Origin of the sequence: Afipia sp. OHSU_II-C1 (genome assembly GCF_000497575.1) — a bacterium.
Taxonomy (GTDB): domain Bacteria; phylum Pseudomonadota; class Alphaproteobacteria; order Rhizobiales; family Xanthobacteraceae; genus Afipia.
Genome location: NZ_APJI01000022.1, coordinates 1 through 22051, shown reverse-complemented (window position 1 = coordinate 22051; position 22051 = coordinate 1). Strand labels below are relative to the sequence as shown.

Here is a 22051-nt window from a genome sequence, read left to right as displayed (position 1 = left end):
AGGTGAAAGGGTGTGGCACATGACCTCACGCAAGCGCGCAGACCTTCTGCTGGTTGAGCGCGGCCTGTTCGAAAGCCGCGCCCGCGCCCAAGCCGCCATTGAAGCCGGTGGCGTTACCGCAAACGGCAAGCCTGTGCTGAAACCGTCGGAGACGATTCCGGCGGATGCCGACATCTCGGCCGAGCCCGCGCATCCCTGGGTATCGCGCGGCGGCGTCAAACTCAGCGGCGCGCTGGAGCAATATCCCATCGACATCGAGGATCATGTCTGTGTCGATGTCGGCGCGTCAACCGGCGGCTTTACGGAAGTGCTGCTGGCGAACGGCGCCAGCCTCGTCTACGCCATCGATGTCGGACGCGGACAGTTACATCCGAGCCTGCACGGCAATCCGAAAATCGTCTCGATGGAAGAAACCGACATCCGTTCGCTGGCGGGCAAGCGGCTCGAAATCCGTCCCGATATCGTGGTGATCGATGTCAGCTTCATTTCGTTGAAGCTGGTGCTGCCCGCGGTGCTGCCGATTGCCGCCGCCCCGACGCACCTCCTGGCGCTGATCAAGCCGCAGTTCGAAGCCGAGCGGAAACATTCCAAGAAGGGAATCATTCGCGACGAGGCCGTGCACAAGGCGGTGTGTGACGACATCGCCGCCTTCGCGGAGTCCCTGGGCTGCACCGATATCAAGGTGTTCCCTTCGTCCATCGCCGGCGGCGACGGCAACACCGAATTCTTCATCGGCGCGCGGCGCGGCTAGTGTCCCGTATCCGACGTTCGCTTCACTCGCAGCGTCTTCTGAGCGAACGTCGGATACGAAAGGACACTAGCAAATCATGATTCTAGTGATCCTTTGGTTCTGACATTCGTAAAATGCCCGCGAAAGATATAATACGAATGTCAGAACCGGATCACTAGTACGATGACCGAGCGCCTCATCATCGATCATGTCGGCCATTTCGGCGATGGCGTTGCTGTGTCCGGCGGCGAGACGCTCTACGTGCCGTATGCACTGGGCGGCGAGACCGTCGACGTGTTGCCCTCGTCCGGCCACCCGGACCGCCGCGCGCTTGCCCATGTCGTCACGCCAAGCCCGCAGCGCATCGATCCATTCTGCCCGCATTTCGGCACCTGCGGCGGCTGCGCCATCCAGCACTGGCAGGACGATGCTTACCGGAACTGGAAGCGGCAGCTCGTGATCGACACGCTCGCTCACGCGGGTATCGATTGTGAGGTTGATGAACTGATCGATGCCCATGGCACCGGCCGCCGCCGCATGACGCTGCATGCGCGGCAAAGCCAGCAGGGCATCCTGCGCGCCGGCTTCGCCGCCGCCGGGCGCCACGAGATCATCGCCATCGATCACTGTCCGATCCTCGATCCCGCCATGCACGGCGCCATCGAAGCAGCCAACGAGATCGCCGAACTGCTGAGGCCGGTAAGCAAGCCGCTCGATATCCAGATCACCGCAGCCGATAACGGACTCGACGTCGATGTGCGCGGCTCGGGTCCGCTCGGCACAGCACTGCTGACGTCCCTGTCGAAGCTCGCCGAGAAACACGATCTCGCGCGGCTGACGCGCCATGGCGAACTGGTCATCATGCGCAAGCCGCCGGTGGTGCGGGTCGGCAAGGCGCAGGTGACACTGCCGCCGGGTTCGTTCATGCAGCCGACGGCATTGGGTGAAGAGACGCTGGCGGAACTGGCGTTCGCGCGGGCCAAAGGTGCCAAGCATATCGCCGATCTGTTTTGCGGGTTTGGTCCGTTCGCGTTTCGCCTCGCGGAAAAATTCAAGGTGTCGGCCTTCGACAGCGACGCGGCTGCGGTGACGGCGCTGCAGAATGCAGTGAAGCTCACGCAGGGTCTGAAGCCCATCAAAGCCGAGACCCGCGACCTGTTCCGGCGTCCACTGATGCCGCAGGAACTGCGCGACTACGATTGCGTGGTGTTCGATCCGCCGCGCCAGGGCGCGCAGGCACAATCTCAGCAACTCGCCGCAAGCAAGATCGCGCTGGCGGTCGCGGTGTCATGCAATCCGGCGACTTTCGCGCGCGACGCCCGCATTCTGATCGACGCTGGATTCAAGATCGACCGCGTGACGCCCGTCGATCAGTTCCGCCACACCCCGCATGTGGAGCTTGTCGCGCGGTTTAGAAGGTAAAGAGCAGAAGCCCCTCACCCGCTCGCTTTGCTCGCGACCTCTCCCCGTAAAAACGGGGAGAGGTAGAAAAATTTGTTAGCTCCCTCTCCCCGCGCGCGGGGAGAGGGTTGGGGTGAGGGGCTGATTGCCTGTGCGAAACACAGAAAGGACTCACCGACCCCACCGCTCCTGCCAGATCTTCTCCCCGATGGTGCATGACACCCGCGGCTCACGCGTGGCCGCCGGCACGACCCGCAGCTCCGGCACACGATGCGCGACTTCGAGGATCAGCTTGGTGCGGATCGCTTCCTTGAATTTTTCCTTGGTCTTGATCGGCACCACGAACGATCCGGCGCCGCCGATCACGCAGTCCTCGTAGTACCAATCGAGATTCTCGATATCCATGGTCGCGTAGTTGGTCTCCTTCGACATGATCGGAAGGCCGTTGATGGTAATGCCTTTGGCCAGCGCTGCATCGCGCGCAATCGTGACGAGTTCGCCGTTATTGTTCGGCCCGTCGCCGGAGATGTCGATCACGCGGCGCAGGCCCTGATACTCGTTGGCCTCGAACAGCGGCATCGCGAAATTGATCGCGCCCGAGATCGAGGTGCGCGAGGCGCGGCGCAGCGGCGCTTTCAGGATTTCCTCGGCCAGCGCGCCCGCCGATTCAGGGCCATCGATCACCCGCCACGGCACGATGATCTTCTGGTCGGTTGAGGCGGCCCATTCGAAATAGGTCACTGCCACCTTGCCGGTCGGGCCGGTCTTGAGCGCCTGCAGGAACTCCTTTGAGGTGACGGCGAGCGCATAGCCTTCGCGCTGCAGCGCCAGTTCGTCCATGTCCATGGAATAGGAGACATCGACCGCGAGGACCAGTTCGACGTCGACCTTGGCCTCAGCGGCGGCCGGCGCAGGCGCGGTGGCCGGTGCAGCCAGCCCGGGAATATCGCCGCCGGCGACCACGCCCGCGACAAGCACCGCTCCGATCGAGACACACCAGCGCATTGGCGGACCTCCCGTCGTTCACGTCAGGATGGTGACACGGCCCGCCGAGCCCGGGAAGCAGGAACCTGAGCCGCACCCTTTCCTGTACACAGCAACCAGATTCGGGCCCTTTTTCGGGCTGGTTGCCTGCACGGCAGGCATTTACCAACATTTCACGGAATTTCTTTACGATTTGGATCGCGGCTGACCCTTCATTGATGACGGTCTCCGACTGGAAATTGCCAACACCACCCACGCCCATTCAGGCGTCGAAATCATTTCGGCGGCCAAGCCACCGCGTTTGGTTTCGCCCCGCGTTTCTTGAAAGGGGTCAGAAAGACCTCAAAGGACTGTTTCATGCTGTCCAGGCTCTCCATTCGCACCAAACTCGTTGCTCTCGTCGCCCTCCTGCTGATTGCCCTCTCCGCCATGGGCGCCTTCGCCGTGGTGGAAATGCGCGCTATCAACGCCGCGGCGCAGGACATCAAGACAAGCTGGCTCCCCAGCGTCCGCCTGATCGGTGAATTGCGCACCCAGTCGGCGCGCTACCGCGCGGTGCTGCGCGACTATCTGACGGAGCCGGACGACAAGTTCATGGCCGACATCCAGCGCAATCTCGATGCCCGGGCCAGGGATTACGACACCGCGAACAAGGCCTATGAGCCGCTGATCTCCTCCCCTGAAGAAGCCGCGCTCTATAAAGAGTTGGCGGCAACCTGGAAAATCTTCCGCGAGGCCGCCGACGAAGTGATCGTCCATGCCCGCAAGCGCGAGGTCGCGCAGGCGCGCGCCGTCAACGCTCAGCGTGCGACGCCGGCGGGACGAAGCATGGATGCGGTGCTGGCCAAGCTTGTCGAGTTGAACGACAAGGGCGCCGCCGCCGCCGGACAGCATGCCGAAAACACCTATGAACTCGCATTCCACATCGTTCTGGCCGCGCTGGCTGCCATGGTTCTGGCCGGGCTCTGCGCCGCGGTCCTGATCGTGCGCGATGTCGCCCGCGGCATCGGTTCGGTCCTGACTCCGATGCGGGCGCTGGCCACCGGCGATCTCGCCGCCAACGTCCCCCATCAGGGCGAAAACACCGAGGTCGGCCAGATCGCCGACGCCGTGCAGGTGTTCAAGGACGCCATGATCGCCAGGAAGACCGCCGACGAAGTTGCCGCAGCCGAAGCCAGCGCCAAGATGCGCCGCGCCGAAACGCTGGACCGGGCCACCAGCAGCTTCGAAGGCATGATCGGCGAACTGATCAGCTCGCTGTCATCGGCCTCCACCGAAATGGAAGCCACCGCCAGCACCCTGACCAACGCCGCCGACGTCACCCGGCAGCTGTCGAACTCCGCCGCGAACACCTCACGCGAGGTCTCGGAAAGCATCCAGTCGACCGCCAGCGCCACCGAGGAGATCACCTCCTCGGTCAATGAAATCGGGCGTCAGGTGCTGGAATCGAGCCGGGTCGCCCAGCTCGCTGTCCAGCAGGCCGAGAAGACTGATTCCTGCATCAGCGAACTGTCGCAGGCCGCCGCCCGTATCGGCGACGTGGTCAAGCTGATCACTGCCATCGCCGAACAGACCAACCTGCTCGCGCTCAATGCCACCATCGAGGCCGCCCGCGCCGGCGAAGCCGGCCGCGGCTTCGCCGTGGTCGCCTCCGAGGTCAAGGCGCTCGCCTCTCAGACCGCCAAGGCCACCGACGAGATCACCACCCAGATTTCCGGCATGCAGGCGGCCACCGGCGCCTCCGTCACGACCATCAAGGAGATCAGCAGCACCATCAACCTGATCTCCGAAATCTCATCGACAATCGCCGCCGCGGTTGAAGAACAGGGCGCCGCCACTCAGGAAATCGCCCGAAACGTTCAGCAGGCGGCCGAACTGAGCGCGCGCGTCGCGGCCAATATCACCGATGTCGACCGTGGCAACAGCGAGACCGGCGCCGCATCAGCCCAGGTCTTCACGGCGGCGCAGTCGCTTTCAAAGGAAAGCACGCACCTTCAGACCGAGGTGCATAACTTCCTTGCGACGATCCGCGCCGCCTGACGAGATTCGCCCAGCGAACATTTTAAAACCGGCGGCGCCAAAGCTCCGCCGGTTTTTCTTGTCTGCAACTGCGCGAAGCGACACATGCATCCAATGCAGCAGGTATCGGCATAAACGCCGTACATGAAATGCACTTTTCTGAGTCGGCCGCTGAATACCTTTACGAACATTTCACTTCACATAGTGAAATTGGAAACCACGAATCCGAAACGCTGGAAGGCGGATCGGGCTTCCCGATTTCTCATCGTCCTCGTCGCTACCCAGCCCATCAGCCACCGGTCAGAAAGACTCAAGGTCCGCCATGCTCTCCAGGCTTTCCATTCGCTCCAAGATCACTGCCGTTCTCGTCATCCTGCTGGTCGCGATGGCCGGCATGGGCCTCTTCGCCATCCGCCAGATGCAGGCCATCAACGCCAATGCCGTCGACATCCAGACCAACTGGATGCCCAGCGTGCGGGTCCTGGGCGATCTGCGCGCCGGTGTGATCACCTATCGCAACGTTATCCGCGAACACATGCTGTCGGAATTGATCGAGGAAAAGCTGGCGCAGGAAAAAACGCTGGAAACGGTTGTCGAAGCCAACATGAAGGCCCGGCAGGCTTATGAAAAGATGATTACGTCGCCGGAAGAACGCGCGCTGTACAACGAATGGGTCGAGACGTGGGAGAGCTACAAGAAGGGCACCCAGGAAGTCATGGCACTGTCGCGCAAGGCCGCGGGCTCCTATCCGCGCGAGGCGCATGATCTGAACACGATGACCGTCAACCTCATCGGCATCAAATCCGACAACATCCTGAAGAAAGACATCGACCTCAATAACAAGGGCGCCGATCTTGCCGGACAGGAGGCAACAAACAGCTACAACACTGCATTCATGCTAGTGGCGATCATGCTCGGCGCGGCTGTCCTGATCGGCTGTGTTGTCGGCTTCTATCTGGTGCGCGACGTGTCGCGCGGCATCACGTCGATCGTGACGCCGATGAAGGCACTCGGCGAAGGCGACCTCACCGCCGTCGTGCCGCATCAGGGCGAGAAGACCGAAATCGGCACCATGGCCGACACCCTCCAGGTGTTCAAGGAAGCCCTGATCGCCAAGAAGGCGGCGGACGAAGCCGCCGCTGCCGATGCCGACGCCAAGATCGCCCGCGGCCAGCGCGTCGATGCCATCACCCGCGACTTCGAAAAGCTGATCGGCGAACTGGTCGGCTCGCTGTCCTCCTCCTCCACCGAGCTGGAAGCCGCCGCCAACACCCTGACCTCCACCGCGGAAGTCACCGGCAAGACCTCGGGCGAAGCCGCCGCGGCCTCGCAGGAAGTCTCCAGCAACGTGCAGTCGGTCGCGGTCGCGACCGAAGAGATCACTTCATCTGTCGGCGAGATCGGCCGTCAGGTGCAGGAATCCAGCCGCGTCGCCAATGAGGCCGTGCGTCAGGCCCAGAAGACCGACACCAGCATCACCGAACTGTCGCAGGCCGCTGCCCGCATCGGCGACGTGGTCAAGCTGATCACGGCGGTCGCCGAACAGACCAACCTGCTCGCACTCAACGCCACCATCGAGGCCGCCCGCGCCGGTGACGCCGGCCGCGGCTTCGCGGTGGTTGCCTCCGAAGTAAAGGCTCTGGCCGCGCAAACCGCCAAGGCCACCGACGAGATCAGCGCGCAGGTCGCGGGCATGCAGACCGCGACCCAGGAATCGGTCGCGACCATCAAGGAAATCGGCAAGACCATTACGCTGATTTCGGAAATCTCCTCGACCATCGCCGCGGCGGTGGAGGAACAGGGTGCGGCGACGCAGGAAATCGCCCGCAATGTGCAGCAGGCCGCTGCACTCAGCGGCGAAGTCGCCACCAGCATCACTGATGTCAGCCGCGGCGCCGGTGAAACCGGGGCTGCCTCGGGTCAGGTCCTCTCCGCCGCGCAGATGCTGTCAACCGACAGCAACCGCCTCAAGATCGAAGTCGAGAAATTCCTCACCAACGTCCGCGCGGCGTAAGCTCGCCGCAACATCGAACGGCAAAGGGGCGGCTGAATTTCAGCCGCCCTTTTTGTTTCCGCCACCGCCGCGTCAGAGCGACGCGGCGGATCTCCCATTTACTAACATTTCACTGGAATCCCTGATGATTCCGCCCGCGAACGCGGCGTCAGAACGGCGCTGCGTTCGACTGGAAATTGCCACCCGCCCTCTCGCCCGATCCTCGTCCTGATCTGGCTCCTTCGGCATCCGGTTAGAAAAATCGATAACCAGGGATCACGACGATGCTGTCCAAGCTCTCCATCCGCGCCAAACTGATCGGAATCGTATCGTTCTTTCTGCTGACTCTGGCCGCGACGAATCTTTTCGGCATGTTTCAGATGCGGTCGATCAATGCCTCCGCGCAGCAGATTCAGACCGTCTGGCTTCCCAGCGTTCGCTGGCTCGGAGACATGCAGACGCAGGCCGCACGCTACCGCGCCATTCTCCGTGACCATTTCCTGACCTTCGACGACAACGCCAAGGCCAAGATCGACAAGAATCTCGCAGGCCGCCTGCAGGCCTACGATCAGGCGAACCAGACGTATCAGGCCCTGATCTCGTCGCCCGAGGAACGCGCCGTCTATGGCGAACTGGTCAAAGTCTGGAAGGAGTATCTCGCCGCCGCCAATGAGGTTCTGGAGACGTCCCGCAAAGGCGAAAGCTCCATGGCGCAAGATTTGAATTTCGAAAAGGCATCCCCGATTGGCATCAAGGTGGACGAGACGCTGACCAAGCTGGTCGAAATGAACAGCAAGGGCGCCGCCATCGAGGGCCAGCGCGCAAACGACAGCTATTCCACCGCCGTCCAGCTCGGACTCGTGATCCTCGGCCTTGCACTGGTGGCCGGCCTCGCCTTCAGCTTCTATCTCGTCCGTGGTGTCACAACGGGTATCGCTTCGATCGTGACGCCGATGAAGGCGCTCGGCGAAGGCGATCTCACCGCCGTCGTGCCGCATCAGGGCGAGAAGACCGAAATCGGCACCATGGCCGACACCCTGCAGGTGTTCAAGGATGCCCTGATCGCCAAGAAGGCCGCCGATGAAGCCGCGGCCCGCGACGCCGACGCCAAAATCCAGCGCGGCCAGCGTGTCGATGCCATCACCCGCGACTTCGAAAAGCTGATCGGGGAACTGGTCGGCTCACTGTCGTCGTCGTCGACTGAGCTGGAGGCGGCGGCGAATACTCTGACCACCACGGCCGACTCCACCGGCAAGATCTCGGACTCGGCGGCCAGTGCCTCGCAGGAAGTCTCCAGCAACGTGCAATCGGTCGCAGTCGCCACCGAGGAAATCACCTCGTCGGTCGCCGAGATCGGCCGGCAGGTGCAGGAATCCAGCCGCATTGCCGCCGACGCCGTGCGTCAGGCGCAGAAGACCGACGCCAGCATCACCGAACTGTCGCAGGCCGCTGCCCGCATCGGCGACGTGGTCAAGCTGATCACGGCGGTCGCCGAACAGACCAACCTGCTCGCCCTCAACGCCACCATCGAGGCCGCCCGCGCCGGCGACGCCGGCCGCGGCTTCGCGGTGGTCGCTTCCGAGGTGAAGGCTCTCGCCGCCCAGACCGCAAAAGCCACCGACGAGATCAGCGCCCAAATCGCCAGCATGCAGTCTGCGACACGGGAGTCCGTTGCCACGATCAAGGAGATCGGCTCGACCATCAACCTGATCTCGGAAATCTCCTCAAGCATCGCAGCCGCGGTCGAGGAACAGGGCGCGGCGACGCAGGAAATCGCCCGCAATGTTCAGTACGCCGCCCAGCGCAGCGGCGAGGTCGCCGGGAGCATCACCGAGGTCAGCCGCGGCGCCGGTGAAACAGGAGCCGCCTCCGGTCAGGTGCTGTCGTCGGCGCAGGTTCTGTCCAGCGACAGCAGCCGCCTCAAGATCGAAGTGGAGAAGTTCCTGACGACCGTCCGCGCGGCGTAGGCTCGTCCGCATCACGTTCCAAAACGGCGGCTGACCTCAGCCGCCGTTTTCATTTGCGCCATCAACCGCAGACATAGACCCGGCGCCAGCGCCAGCCATACGGTGTCGGTACTTGCGTCAGCTCGTAACAACCCTCGTCATACGGATAACCGGCGTAATAATCGTCGTAATAGTAGTTGTTATAGTAGTACGGCACGCCGAACCCGACCGCGAACGGCACGAAATGCCGGAAGCGATGATGGCGGCCAAACCCGCCATGGCGGAAGCCGGCATTGGCGAAGCGGGCACCTCCGCCCGGCATCGCGGCAAACCGGGGAACTCCCGGTGCAGCGGCCAACCGCGGTCCGCCGAATCCGCCGCCATGCATGGCGGCGAAACTGCCGCCCCTGAATCCGCCGCCTGAGAAAGCAGCTCCGCGAAAACCACCACCGCCTGAGAAAGCCGCGCCGCGGAAACCACCGCCGCCGCCAAATCCGCCGCCGCCGTGGAAGCCGCCGCCTCCGCCGCCATGACCACCACCGCGCGCGACGGCATCAAGCGGCGCGAACGCAGCAATCGCCGCAACAGCGGCAACACCGATCATGAATTTTCTGAACATGGCTCACTCCTACCCGAGCGTGCCCCTGACTCATAACGCTCGGGCGAGAAGGTTATTTCCGTGAGCGACGATAAAATTTCTACGGAGACGGGACGCGGTCCGCGCCGACCGACGATGCGGGCGAGCCGTTCATCAATGCGGCATCGTCCGGCAGGCCGTAGACGCGCTCGGGCGCGGCAAAGCCCGCCACCGAGAACAGGCCGAGATCGGTCCAGTTCGCATCGACATGGCTGGCGAATGCGGTGGAGGCCAGCACGGTGCGGTTGAGGCGGCTGGTCATCTTCTCGATGCGCGCGGCGAGATTCACCGCAGGCCCGATGCAGGTGAAATCGAGCCGGTCACCGCCGCCGATATTGCCGTACAGCACCTTGCCGATATGCAGCGCCAGACCGAACCGGAAATTGCGCAGCGTTTCGGACTCGTAGGCGTAGGTCATCGCCGCCACGCGGGCGCTGCACTCCCGCGCGGCTTCCAGCACGCGCTTGCAGACCGTTTCCGTGTCCCCTTCCTTGCCGGTGATGGGAAACACCGCGAGCAGGCCGTCGCCCATGAACTTCAGCACCTCGCCGCCGTGGTTCAGGATCGCAGGCACCTGACAGTCGAAGTAGGTGTTGAGAACATCGACCATCGCTTCGGACGACAGCCGGTCCGACAGCGGCGTGAAGCCGCGCAGATCAGACAGCCAGATCGCAGCATGCATGGTCTCGGTATGGCCGCGGCGGATCTGCCCGGCGAGAATCCGGGCGCCGGCGCGCGCGCCGACATAATTGTCGAGCAAGCCCGCAGCCGTCCGCCGCAGCAGCCAGACCTCGATCATTCGCGTCAGCGCCGGCATCAGCAAGCGGAGATCGGCGAGTTGCGCCTCGCTGAAACCCTCGGGATGCTGCGAGATCCAGCTCACCGCATGGACCGTTCCGTCGGACATCAGAAGCGGGAGCGCGATGTAGTCGGTCGCACCCTCCCCCTGCATTTCGGCGAAGAACGGCACATTGCCCGCTCCCGCGTCCAGCAGCCGCTTGCGGACTTCCTGCCCCTGCTCGAAAACGATCGCGAGCGGACTGGAGAGAAAGTAGTCTTCGTCCTGATCGCCATGGGGCATCGCTCCCATGGTCACGCTCCTGTCCCGGTGCCAGACGAAATGGCGGCCGAGCATGTTGGGATGGAGCGTGCGGACAAATACGCCAACGCGCCAGAGCGGCAGGCCGCAATCGACGATCCGCTCGCAGGTCTGTCTCACGAACTGATCGACCCGTGACGCCGACCGCGCCCCGTCGATCAGCCAGTCGATCACGCTCTGAAGACTGTTGGCTTGCATAAGGTTCGTTTTGCGACGGCGGGCGGGCCCGGTCAAGCTCGTCAGCCACGCTCACCACATCTCCCGATAATTCGGGAACTTCTTCAGCGTCGCGTCGTAGCGCACCGGCGACAGCCACGGCAGCACGCGCTTCAGGACCACGTTCGCGAGCGGCGAAACATGACGCACATACAGATCGACCGGATCGAGCTGGTGCCGCAGGTGAAGTTTCGGGTCGTAGTTCAGGCCGCTGCTGCGAAACCATTTGTAGCCGCCCGCAATGGCCCAGTTGATCGTGTCACGAACCACGCAGAAATAGAGATGCAGATTGAGCGCCACGGAATAATCGAAGCCGACATACTCCGAGAAGAAATGTTCGCCCTGAACCATGCAGATGTTGAAGGCCACCAGCGTATTGCCGCGGTGCCATGTGAAGACACGGACCTTGTCCTTCATCCGTGTGCCGAGATCGCGGAAATAGTCCTCCGTCAGCTTCTCGAAGCGGAATTTGGACCGCTCATAGACCTGAAGATAAAGCGGATAGATTTCTTTGGCCAGATTTTCAGTACCGTCGGTTACGGTCATGCGGATATCTTCGCCGGCTGATGCCTGAAGATTCCGGCGCACATTCTTCCGCGCCTTGCCGCTGAGCGCTTTCTCGATGAAACGATCGAAGTTCTCGTACTCGATGTTCAGTTTTGTCATCGGCATGCTCGGAGCGCGGCCAAAGCCGCGCCGCACGAAGCATTCAAACGTCTCGCGATATCTGGCGGGAAATTCCTTGAGCACAATGAGCTGCGCGCCGAGGGTTTTCGCCAGCTTGCGGATATGCTGCGAAAGCACGTCCGCAACCGTTGCAGCGGACAGGCCCTCAGCGTCAGCGAGATGCCCCTCGCCTGCGGAACAGCCGACCATGAGTGTTCGCATCTTGAGGAAGCGCGGGTAGCGGCGCCGGATGGTTGAGATCAGCCGCCACTCCGATCCGACGCCTTCAAGAACGTCCTGATCGAGCAGAAAGAACGGCTGTATCGCCCGGATGCGCCCGGATGCATCGCGGATGGCAAAATACTTGTAGTCGAAGCCCTCGCGCAGGGTGTCTTCGATGATCTCGTAATAGCGATGATCCTTGCGCTCGTCGGCGAATGCCGAACGCCAGACCGTGCTGGACTCAAGTTCAGCACGGTCAATCACCGTCACCGAAAACGACTCACGCACCGCGTCGGACACATCCGTCGCCATAGGCGCCCGCCAGAATATCGATTCACGTCACAATGAAATCCGGGCCCGCAAAAACGCGCGCCCGCGCCCGCTCAAAAAGCTGACGCCTTAAAGGTATCATGCTCCGGATTGGCCGGGAATATGAAAACGGCGCCGGCGGCATCATCCGGGTGCAGCGCGGATCCGGCGGCTCACCGCCTCACATATCGGTTCAATTTTAGCTTAGGCTTCCACCGGCTGTTTATCCGTATCTGGCCTAACTGCCGGATGCTCCTCGCGCTGCACCAGCAACGGATAACCCGCCCGCATACATCGTTCGGCCCGTTTCGTTTTCTCGAAGCATTGCCGTGGCTGGTGCTGGCCGCCACCATGCGGGTCATCACCTATGGCGGCGGACCGTTTGCCCTGCCTGCAATCATCATTGCCAGCATCGCCGTGCTGCTCGCGTTCGTGCTGGTCACGCAGCGTTCGATCGAGCTTGCGGACGGCCAGACAGGTCTTGGCTCACTGACACTGGCTGAGCAGGTCAAGCTCGCACTCGGCATTCTCAAGCGGGTGACGCTGCTGATGGTCGCGGCGGCGATACTCTTCGCCCTCACCGGATTTACAACCTTGGCGCCGAACCTGATGCTGGGTCTCGACGGGATGGCGTTCGATCAACCCACCATCGCGGGGAAATTCTGGAGCGCCACGGTGGCTTCGCTGGTGCTGCTGATGATCGTCGGCGCAGAGGCGAACAAGGGCGCGGTCGATTTCCTTTCGGCGGTCAGGGAATTCGGACGCCGCTTCGCCTGGATGGGCGCGGCGATCGCGGTTCTCGGCACTATCTGCATCGGGCTCGGATTCGTTCAGGGCGCGGTCCGGCACGCGATCTGGCTTTACGGACAGACCGCGCCGCACGGCCATTTCGTCAAGAATCTGATCTTCTTCGTTTTCATTTTCAGTTTCGCGATGCTGCGCCTGTGGATCACCCTGCTCGTCCTGACCTACGGACTGAAGCAATCCTATCGCTCCGGCTAGGATCGCAACGCTAGCGGACGCGCGGGTTGTACTGATACATCCAGTCCTGTCCGCGCGCGAACACCGGCAGCAGCAGTTTAATGGCGATGTCACGCATGAGTGCACCAGCGCGGCTCATGTCGCCCTTGCTGCCACCGTTACGCCGTGCCGCAGCAACGATCCGCTCCGCCCGTGGCCGCCGCTCGGCCTCGAATTTTGCGAAAGTGACGCCGAACTCCTCGCCCCGGCGCAGCAGGCGTGACAGCCGCAGCGCATCTTCAAGCGCGATTGACGCGCCCTGCCCGGCATGCGGCGTTGTCGCGTGTGCGGCGTCGCCGATCAACACTACCCGTCCGCGCGACCATTGCGGCAGTGTTGCGATGTCGAGCGTATCGGTGACAATGATATCCCGCGCGTGATCGATGATCTGCGGAATCGGATCGTGCCATCCGGCATGAAACGCGCGGATATGCTGCTTGAGCTGCTCCTGGCTCATCGCGCGGAAGGCCGAAGCGTCCATGCCGCCCGAGGACTGGGTGTCCCACCACATCGCGCCGTTGTCTTCAGTACTGCTGCAATAGCCATAACCGAACGAACCACGTTGCCCTAGGGTCATCATCACATGCGGCCCGACACCGGCCTTCTCAAGTACCGATCTCGGTATGAAGCCGCCGAAGCCCACGAGGCCGGTATCGAACGGCACGGGGCCACCGGGATTCACATGTGCGCGCACCGAGGAGTGAACGCCATCCGCGCCGATCAGCAGATCGCCTTCGGCCATGGTGCCGTCATCGAAATGCGCCGCGATCGGCCGGTCAGGCAGATCCTCGATTCTGACCAGCCGCTTGCCGAAACTGACCTCGATTCCAGCCCAGCGCACCTGCGCCAGGATCGCGTCGCTCAACGCCGCCCGCGCGACGTTCACCGCCGGCTGTCCAAAGCGCTCCCGCATGTCCCGGTTGATGCTGCCGAGAAACCGACCGCTCTGATTGGTGAAGAGCATCGATTCCGCGACGGAGCCGATGCGAACCATTTCGTCGGCAAGGCCGAGTTCGTCCAGCACATGCATGCCGTTAGGCGCGATCTGCAAGCCGCCGCCAATTCCGGCGGCGCGAGGCCGCGCCTCGAAAATCTGGGACTCGAAGCCGGCAGACCGCAGAAACATCGCAGTGGCCGGGCCGGCGATTCCGCCTCCGATGATGATGGCCTTGCGTGAGCGTCTGATCATGCCTTGCTCCGCCGAATGTCACAGTGCTAAAAAGGTACGGAGACTAATTATCTTAGTCTATGAGATATTCTTTCGCTAAGATAAAGGATCTGCCTTGTCAAGGTCGAAGGCGCGCGACGCCCTGATACAGGAACTGGAACACGCCGCCCGGCGGTCCTCCGCCCAAGGCGTGATTTTCAGCCAGACGGTCGCCAGCCGCATCGGAATCAGCAGCTCCGATCTGGAATGCATGGATTTCCTGAATCTGGAGGGCCGCGTCACCGCGGGACGGCTGGCCGAGGTGACCGGCCTGACCACGGGAGCAATCACCGGCGTCGTCGATCGCCTCGAGAAGGCCGGTCTGGTGCGCCGCGAGCGCGACGACAGCGATCGGCGCAAGGTCTTTATCGCCGTCGTTCCGGAGAGCGAGGCGAAGATCGGAAAGTTCTATGAATCCCTGCAGCAATCGATCCACAAGGCGTGGTCGAAATACTCAGACGACGAACTGCAGTTTCTGATCCGCTTCACGATGCTGGGCTACGAGACGATGCTCGCGGCGACCGAAGGCCTGAAGCAGGCCGATACGCCGAAACCGAAGAAAAAGCCGCCGGCATAACCGGCGGCGATGCGGAATATGCGGGAAGGCGTCAGCCGCCGACCTGTCCGCGATGGCGCAAAAGATGATCGGCGATCACACAAGCCATCATCGCCTCGCCCACCGGCACCGCGCGAATGCCGACGCAGGGATCGTGACGACCCTTGGTCATGATGTCTGTATCCGCGCCGGCTTTGTCGATGGTGCGGCGTGGCGTCAGGATCGATGACGTCGGCTTCACCGCGAAACGCGCCACCACCGGCTGTCCGGTGGAGATGCCGCCGAGAATGCCGCCGGCATGGTTCGACAGAAACACCGGACCGTTGTTGCCCATGCGCATCTCGTCTGCGTTCTCCTCGCCGTGCAGTTCGGCGGCGCCGAAGCCTGCGCCGATCTCGACGCCCTTCACCGCGTTGATGCTCATCAGCGCCAGCGCTAGATCGCTGTCGAGTTTGCCATAGATCGGGGCACCCAATCCGGCCGGTACACCTTCAGCGACCACCTCGATCACCGCGCCGATCGACGATCCCCTCTTGCGGATGTCGTCGAGATACTCGGCGAAAAATTCGGCCTTGGCCTTGTCGGGACAGAAGAACGGATTGCGGCCGACCTCATCCCAGTCCCAGTTGGCGCGATCGATCTTGTGCGGGCCCATCTGCACCAGCGCACCGCGCACCTTCACGTCGGGAATGATCTTACGCGCCACCGCGCCGGCAGCGACACGCGCCGCGGTCTCGCGCGCGCTGGAGCGCCCGCCGCCGCGATAGTCGCGCAGGCCGTACTTCGCTTCATAGGTGAAGTCGGCGTGACCCGGACGAAACTTGTCCTTGATCTCCGAATAGTCCTTCGAGCGCTGGTCGGTGTTCTCGATCATCAGCGCGATTGGCGTGCCGGTGGTGACCTGGCCCTTGTCGGTGTCCATCACGCCGGACAGGATTTTGACCTGATCGGCCTCCTGCCGCTGGGTCGTGAACCGCGACTGGCCGGGGCGGCGGCGATCAAGATCCAGTTGAATCTCTTCAACCGTCAGCGGGATTTGCGGCGGGCAACCGTCGACCACGCAGCCCAGCGCGACCCCGTGGCTTTCGCCGAAGGTCGTGACGCGAAACATGTGGCCGAAGGTGTTGAAGGACATAGGAAATTACCCGACGGCCCGCAGGGCCCCTATTCGCGAAAATTGACGTAAAGTCGTAACGCGCAGGCCCCTTAGGGTCAAATCTGAGGCGCTTAAAGTGCCGCGTTAACGAAGCGTTAACTATGTTTAGTCACCTGCCCGTCGGCAAAAACGTAGACCACGCCCTGCTCCACCGTCAGCTCTGCCGCGCCGACCGGGGTCTCGACATCGAGCGCCACCAGCAGTGCCCGCATCGAACCGCCGTGCGACACCGCCACCGTGTCCTGAATCAGGGAGTCGTACCAGTCGCGCATGCGGATGGTCACCGAGGCGTAGCTCTCGCCGCCCGGCGGCGGCACGCCCCATTTGTCGATCTGGCGCTCGGCGAAGATCTCCGGATGCGACTGCTCCATCTGCGGCAGGGTCGAGCCTTCCCAGTGGCCGTAGCCGATCTCGCGCAGGCGGTCGTCGAGCTCGTAGCCGTGTGGCGGTACGCCGAGCACGCCGCGCAGCAACTCCATCGTGTTGCGTGCGCGGCCGAGCGGTGACGACACGAACGGGATCTTGGCGGGATCATGGGAGTCGCGCGCGAGAATATCGGTCAGCAGTTCACCGGAGCGGACCGCCTGCTCCTTGCCGAGATCATTCAGCGGAATGTCCTGCGTGCCCTGAAAGCGGCCCGCGGCATTCCATTCGGTCTGGCCGTGACGAACGAAGTAAACGGTGGGCGATGACATGAGATACCGAACTCTGAGCTCAAACCGTCATTGCGAGGAGCGTAGCGACGAAGCAATCCAGTTTTCTGTGCCGCAATGGTTTGCTTCGCCTCGCTCGCAAATGACGATGTCTTTTGTTCATTCCAGCCGAACACGATGTTCGGGACATCGGGGCTAAAGAGGACGCCCCTCATGACATAGGCATCCCTGCCATTCAACCCGGACGTGCGGCAAAGCCTTCACCTTATCGGGCGAAACCGCCGGAATACTCCCGCGTTTTCGGTGTTTTTCAGGATAGAACGGCTGTGAGCCGCCGGACCGGACAGACCCGATGAGTAACGATTTCCGCCACAGCGTCGAGACCATGATTCCGGCCCTGCGGCGCTATGCGCGGGCGCTGGCGCGGGACACCGACATCGCGGACGATCTGGTGCAGGACACCCTGGTGCGGGCGCTGCGTTCGGAGAAGCTGTTCCTCGGCGGCGACTTGCGCGCGTGGCTCTACACGATCCTGACCAACCTGAACCGCAACCGCCGCCGTTCGCTGGCGCGGCAGCCGGCGATGATGGAACTGCACGACACCACCGCCGACGCCTCCGGCACCGAGGCTGAAGGCCGCGACATTTCCCGCGCGCTCGCGACACTGGCGGAAGACCAGCGCGCGGTGCTGCTGCTGGTGGTGCTGGAAGGCCTGAGCTACCGCGACGTCGCCGACATTCAGGGCGTGCCGATCGGCACCGTGATGTCGCGGCTCGCCCGCGCACGGGCGCATGTGAAAGCCGCGCTCGAAGGCGAACGGCCTGCGCTGCGGCGGGTGAAATGAAACCGCGGGGGACGATGCGAGATGGAAGCGATGCGCGACAAATGGGGAAACCTGGTTCTTCTCCCTCTTCCTTGTGGAGAGGGTGGCGCGCTGAACGCCATGCGATTGGCGCGCGGGGTGGAGGCAGACTTTGTACCATGCGTAGCCTTCACCCCACTTTTTGCACGAACGTGATGCCGCTGCTGCTGCAAGATTTCGAATTTGAGAGACAACGCTGATGACCGACCACAACATTCCGGTGACCGAGGACGAACTCCACGCCTACGTGGACAACGAACTCCCCGTGGAGCGCCGCGCGGCGGTCGAAGCCTGGCTCGCGGCACATCCCGACGACGCCGAACGGGTGACGTCATGGCGCGCAATGAGCGACGCGCTGCATGCAAAGTACGACTCTGTCGCGGACGAGCCGGTGCCATACCGCCTCTCGGTCGATCAGTTGTCGCGCACCCCGCGCCGCTGGATGATGGGCGCGATCGCCGCGTCGCTGCTGGCGTTCGCAGTCGGCGGCGGCATCGGCTGGGCCGCGCGCGGCGCGAATGCAACGCCCTCGATGTTCGCAAGCTTCACCGGCGATGCACTCGGCGCGCACAAGCTCTATGTGGTCGAGGTGCGCCATCCCGTCGAAGTGGCGGGCAGCGACAAGGCGCATCTGCAGCAGTGGCTGAGCAAACGCTGCGGCTGGGAAGTCCGCGCGCCCGAACTCGACGCCACCGGCCTGAAGCTCGTCGGCGGACGCCTGCTGCCCGGCCCCACCGGCCCCGCATCGTTCCTGATGTACGAGACGGCGTCAGGCGAGCGCTTCACGATCTTCGCCGCGCGCGCGGAAACCGAGGCGACGCAGATGCGCTACGCCACCCATGACGGCACCGGCGCACTGTTCTGGGCCGATCGCGGGGTGGGTTACGTCGTCAGCGGCGGCGCCGATCGCACCCGCCTCGAACGCGTCGCGCGGCTGGTCTATGACCAGAACGAGAAGGCGGGACTGTAATCAGCCTTTGGAGAACACATCATTGCGAGGAGCGCTTGCGACGAAGCAATCCATTTTCTGTTTTAAAAGATGGATTGCTTCGTGTGCTCGGACGGCGCAGAGCGCCGATCCGAGTGCTCGCAATGACGAGCCTACTCCCTGCTGGCCAGCACCTTGTCGATGCGCCGCCCGTCGAGATCGACGATCTCGAATCTCCAGCCGTCGGCGCTGATGCTTTGCCCCACCGACGGAATCGCGCCGAATTGCTCCAGCAGATAACCGGCGCAGGTCTGGTAGGGCCGTGACGCCGGCAACGCGATGTCGAGCAGCCGCGCGAATTCCAGCGCGGGCATCCAGCCGGAAATCAGATACGAGCCGTCGTCGCGTTTGACGAAGGCGGGTTCGGCCGGTCCTTCCTCGGTGTGAAAACTCCCGACGATCGATTCGAGAATATCTGCGGTGGTCACCACCCCCTGAAACGTGCCGTACTCGTCATGCACCAGACCCATGTGCACCGGTGAATCGCGCAGGATGGCGACCACATCCCGCGCATCGAGCGTTTCGGGAATGATCGGCGCCTCGCGGATCAGCTTGCGGATGTCCGGTGTCTCGCCCGCAAGATACGCATCCAGCATGTCCTTGGATTGCAGGATACCGAGCGTCTCCTCGCCGTCGAACACCGGCAGGCGCGAATGCGTGCTGGTCCTGAAGGCCAGACGGATCGCCTCGTCCGGCTCCGACAGGTTGATGGTGGTGACCTCATGACGCGGCGTCATCACCGCACCGACCGGAAGATCGCCGAGCCGCATCACGCCCGCGATCATTTCCTTCTCGCCCGGCTCCAGCACGCCTGCATTCTCCGCTTCCACGACCAGCGTGTGGATTTCCTCCTCGCTCACTTTCTCTTCGGCCTCGCCGCGCTGGCCGAGCACCCACAGCAGCGCCTTGCCGGAACGGTCCAGGATCCACACCAGCGGCAGCGAGATCTTCGCGAGCACCACCATCGCCGGCGCGACCTTCACCGCCACCGCTTCGGGATCGCGCAGCGCGATCTGCTTCGGCACCAGTTCGCCGACGATCAGAGATGCATAAGTGATCAGGGTCACAACCGCGCCGACACCAACGGCATCGGCGACACTTTGCGAGAGCCCGACGCTCACAAGCCACGCGGACAAGCGCGCGCCGAGCGTCGCGCCTGAAAACGCGCCGGAGAGCACGCCGACGAGCGTGATTCCGATCTGAACTGTAGAGAGAAATTTTCCGGGGTCGGACGCCAGGGCGAGCGCACGGCGCGAACCGCTGACGCCCTTCTCAACCAGACCGGACAATCGCGCGGGACGGGATGAGACGATGGCAAGCTCCGACATCGCAAGCAGGCCATTGATCACGATGAGAACCGTGACGATTCCAAGTTCGAGTAACAATTTGTTCCTTTGAGGTAAAATCTGGTTGCGATGGATAGCATGCCGGGGTTCCGCGCGCAGCATCGGCATTGCCGCAGGACCATGCGCAATCCGCACGTCCGTCAGGCGTCATGTCCGTTGTAACGCCAGTGTCACACCGCCCAGCGTGAAGACCATCGCAAGAATCTCACGCAGACCAAGCGGTTCCCCAACCATCAGCGCGGCGGAGATCACGCCCACGATGGGAACCAGCAACATTCCGGTCGATGCGGTGGCGGGCGGCAGGCGGCGCAAGGTCTCGAACCAGGTGAGATAGCAGACGCCCATCGGAATGATTGTCATGTAGGCCATCAGCGCCCAGCCCTTCAGAGAGACGGCGGGAAAGTCCGGCTTCTCGAACAACAGGCCGAAGACAAGCATCGCCAGACAGCCAAGCCCGACCTGCCATGCCACCAGCGCAACCGGCGGCACCGGGATCGGCGCGCGATTGAGAATGTTGCCGAGCGCAAAGAGAATTGCCGCAGACAGCGCCAGCGATGCGCCCGCCAGCTTTTCCGGCGTGAATGAAAATCCGTTTCCTCCGAACAGGATCACGATTCCGACAATGCCGAGACACAGTGCGATGATGTTGCGCGCGGTCGGACGCATGCCGAGCAGCGGCCACGCAAACAGCGTCGCCCAGATCGGCATCGTGTAAGCGAGCAGCGCGCCCTCACCGACGGTGACCCACTTCATGGCGACGGTGCCAAATCCCATCCACGCGATGACATTGGTAAATGTCGCGAACAGCAGCGGCGGGATGGCCGCCCGCGGCAGGCCCAATCGTTCACGGCGGCCCACGGCGACAACGGTCAGAATGAGAGAAGCAGTCACACCTGCGAGACCGCGCGCGGACATCGGCGGCAATTCGCGCAACAGCAGTTTCATGAAGGGCCAGTTCAGGCCCCAGCCGAACGCGGTGATACCGAGACAGGCGATGCCGATCCATCGCGCTTTAGCCATCGAATGTGCCGGTGCTGGTCCTGCTGATTATCATCAGGTCGACGTTACAGATTCAAAGCGCGACGGCAACAATCCGCCGAAAAATAAAAGACCCGGCAAATTGCCGGGCCTTGGTCAGTCGGAAAAAGATGTCAGTTGCAAGAAAATACAAATGGCGTCACTCGCCGCCGACGGCTTCCGCTTCGCGTGCTGTGACAACGGCGCGCTTTTTCGGCGCGGCCTTTTTCTTTTTCGGCTCGACCGGCGGTGGGTTGGCAGCCTCTTCGGCTTCCTTCGCCAGGCGCAGCGCCTTCAGGCGTCCCATGTTCTTGCGGACGTCGACATACTCCTTGCCGACTTCTGCGAGTGCGATTTCGCCCTCGATCTTGGCCAGCCGCTGTTTTTCAAGGCGGGCCAGTTGTTCGGGAGTTCGCGGCTTGGTCTGTGATTTGCTGGTCATTATCAACATATGGGTATTCCGGCGCCGGATTGCCACCGGTTGTAAAATATCGCCCCGGCAGTGGAACTTTTCAGGTCCGGCGTGAAGGCCCGGCCGACCGCAATTTCTCCGCCCGTCATTCCCGGTATGCGCGTCTTGGCGCGAATATCTCACCCGTCATTCCGGGATGCGCCTCTTGGCGCAGGCCCGGAATCCATGATTGCGACGATCTCCTGAGTGGCTATGGATTCCGGGTTCGCGCGAAGCCGCGCGCCCCGGAATGACGAGTGGGGAGATTCCGACTCCCGAAACATTTCGTGATGGGGATACGTATCCCCGCGCTCCGCACCGCGCTTAAATTCGCTGCGTCCTGTTCATGAGGGGCGCTTCTCGAGGGCGCTTTGAAGCGGAGCAGGATGCGGCGCCTGCGCGCACGGTTCGCACCCGTTGCGTCCGGGAGGCTGGGGTCACCGTCCGGGCCAACTACGTGGCTCTGCCGTTCGCCGGCTGGACGCGGAGCGGACGAAGGCGGCGAAAGCCGTCCGGATCAGGGGTCGAGTACCTCCCCCGTCCGCACCCGGAAGTACGGTCCCCTCGCCCAAA

At 62.9% G+C, this 22051-nt stretch carries 19 protein-coding genes; 9 read left to right on the top strand and 10 right to left on the bottom strand.

Annotation, left to right across the window (positions count from 1 at the left end; genetic code table 11):
- Positions 1–19: 19 nt before the first annotated feature.
- Both I554_RS0121935 and I554_RS0121930 read left to right on the top strand, forming a co-directional pair.
- A complete protein-coding gene (locus I554_RS0121935; RefSeq protein WP_024576128.1) occupies positions 20–751 on the top strand; it encodes a TlyA family RNA methyltransferase in 732 nt (243 codons plus the stop codon).
- A 162-nt stretch (positions 752–913) separates the two neighbouring features.
- Positions 914–2152: a methyltransferase gene (locus I554_RS0121930; RefSeq protein WP_024576127.1), complete on the top strand. Its 1239-nt coding sequence runs from the start codon at positions 914–916 to the stop codon at positions 2150–2152.
- Between the two features lie 150 nt (positions 2153–2302).
- On the opposite strand, the gene I554_RS0121925 is transcribed toward I554_RS0121930, so the two are convergent.
- Positions 2303–3136, bottom strand: a complete 834-nt coding sequence (locus I554_RS0121925; RefSeq protein ID WP_024576126.1) for a DUF1194 domain-containing protein — start codon at positions 3134–3136, stop codon at positions 2303–2305.
- Positions 3137–3472: 336 nt separating this feature from the next.
- On the opposite strand from I554_RS0121925, the gene I554_RS0121915 reads away from it, so the two are divergent.
- The 3 genes from I554_RS0121915 to I554_RS0121905 all read left to right on the top strand — a co-directional run bounded on the left by I554_RS0121915 (position 3473) and on the right by I554_RS0121905 (position 9094).
- Positions 3473–5155: a methyl-accepting chemotaxis protein gene (locus tag I554_RS0121915; protein WP_024576125.1), complete on the top strand. Its 1683-nt coding sequence runs from the start codon at positions 3473–3475 to the stop codon at positions 5153–5155.
- 301 nt (positions 5156–5456) lie between these two features.
- Positions 5457–7148 carry a methyl-accepting chemotaxis protein gene (locus I554_RS0121910; protein ID WP_024576124.1) on the top strand — a complete coding sequence of 564 codons (1692 nt, stop codon included), beginning with the start codon at positions 5457–5459 and terminating at the stop codon, positions 7146–7148.
- Between the two features lie 263 nt (positions 7149–7411).
- On the top strand, positions 7412–9094 hold the full coding sequence (locus tag I554_RS0121905) for a methyl-accepting chemotaxis protein (protein ID WP_024576123.1): 1683 nt from the start codon (positions 7412–7414) through the stop codon (positions 9092–9094).
- Between the two features lie 61 nt (positions 9095–9155).
- On the opposite strand, the gene I554_RS0121900 is transcribed toward I554_RS0121905, so the two are convergent.
- The 3 genes from I554_RS0121900 to I554_RS0121890 form a co-directional block, all read right to left on the bottom strand.
- The gene (locus tag I554_RS0121900) at positions 9156–9692 is read right to left on the bottom strand and encodes a hypothetical protein (protein ID WP_024576122.1); all 537 of its coding nucleotides are present in this window, start codon (positions 9690–9692) and stop codon (positions 9156–9158) included.
- A gap of 79 nt (positions 9693–9771) precedes the next feature.
- Positions 9772–11007: an adenylate/guanylate cyclase domain-containing protein gene (locus I554_RS0121895; protein ID WP_024576121.1), complete on the bottom strand. Its 1236-nt coding sequence runs from the start codon at positions 11005–11007 to the stop codon at positions 9772–9774.
- 51 nt (positions 11008–11058) lie between these two features.
- Positions 11059–12225: a GNAT family N-acetyltransferase gene (locus I554_RS0121890; RefSeq protein WP_024576120.1), complete on the bottom strand. Its 1167-nt coding sequence runs from the start codon at positions 12223–12225 to the stop codon at positions 11059–11061.
- A 246-nt stretch (positions 12226–12471) separates the two neighbouring features.
- On the opposite strand from I554_RS0121890, the gene I554_RS0121880 reads away from it, so the two are divergent.
- On the top strand, positions 12472–13224 hold the full coding sequence (locus tag I554_RS0121880) for a hypothetical protein (protein ID WP_024576119.1): 753 nt from the start codon (positions 12472–12474) through the stop codon (positions 13222–13224).
- A gap of 10 nt (positions 13225–13234) precedes the next feature.
- Here the strand turns inward: I554_RS0121880 and I554_RS0121875 are convergent, their stop codons facing one another.
- Positions 13235–14431, bottom strand: a complete 1197-nt coding sequence (locus I554_RS0121875; protein WP_024576118.1) for an FAD-dependent monooxygenase — start codon at positions 14429–14431, stop codon at positions 13235–13237.
- Positions 14432–14525: 94 nt separating this feature from the next.
- Between I554_RS0121875 and I554_RS0121870 the strand changes: the two genes are divergently transcribed.
- Positions 14526–15026 (top strand): MarR family transcriptional regulator, encoded by a 501-nt coding sequence (locus I554_RS0121870; protein WP_024576117.1) that lies wholly within the window; start codon positions 14526–14528, stop codon positions 15024–15026.
- Between the two features lie 31 nt (positions 15027–15057).
- Here I554_RS0121870 and aroC read toward each other — a convergent pair whose 3' ends face one another.
- Both aroC and I554_RS0121860 read right to left on the bottom strand, forming a co-directional pair.
- The gene (gene aroC, locus I554_RS0121865; protein ID WP_024576116.1) at positions 15058–16140 is read right to left on the bottom strand and encodes a chorismate synthase; all 1083 of its coding nucleotides are present in this window, start codon (positions 16138–16140) and stop codon (positions 15058–15060) included.
- Positions 16141–16256: 116 nt separating this feature from the next.
- The gene (locus tag I554_RS0121860) at positions 16257–16856 is read right to left on the bottom strand and encodes a histidine phosphatase family protein (RefSeq protein ID WP_024576115.1); all 600 of its coding nucleotides are present in this window, start codon (positions 16854–16856) and stop codon (positions 16257–16259) included.
- Between the two features lie 310 nt (positions 16857–17166).
- On the opposite strand from I554_RS0121860, the gene I554_RS0121855 reads away from it, so the two are divergent.
- The gene (locus I554_RS0121855; protein WP_024576114.1) at positions 17167–17658 is read left to right on the top strand and encodes a sigma-70 family RNA polymerase sigma factor; all 492 of its coding nucleotides are present in this window, start codon (positions 17167–17169) and stop codon (positions 17656–17658) included.
- 214 nt (positions 17659–17872) lie between these two features.
- Entirely contained in the window at positions 17873–18646 is a 774-nt protein-coding gene (locus I554_RS0121850) for an anti-sigma factor (protein ID WP_024576113.1), read from the top strand.
- Positions 18647–18777: 131 nt separating this feature from the next.
- Here the strand turns inward: I554_RS0121850 and I554_RS0121845 are convergent, their stop codons facing one another.
- The 3 genes from I554_RS0121845 to I554_RS25790 form a co-directional block, all read right to left on the bottom strand.
- Entirely contained in the window at positions 18778–20049 is a 1272-nt protein-coding gene (locus I554_RS0121845) for a hemolysin family protein (protein WP_024576112.1), read from the bottom strand.
- 108 nt (positions 20050–20157) lie between these two features.
- Positions 20158–21030, bottom strand: a complete 873-nt coding sequence (locus I554_RS0121840) for a DMT family transporter (protein WP_024576111.1) — start codon at positions 21028–21030, stop codon at positions 20158–20160.
- A gap of 157 nt (positions 21031–21187) precedes the next feature.
- Positions 21188–21469, bottom strand: coding sequence for a hypothetical protein (locus I554_RS25790; RefSeq protein WP_034462181.1), 282 nt, complete (start codon positions 21467–21469; stop codon positions 21188–21190).
- Positions 21470–22051: the final 582 nt, after the last annotated feature.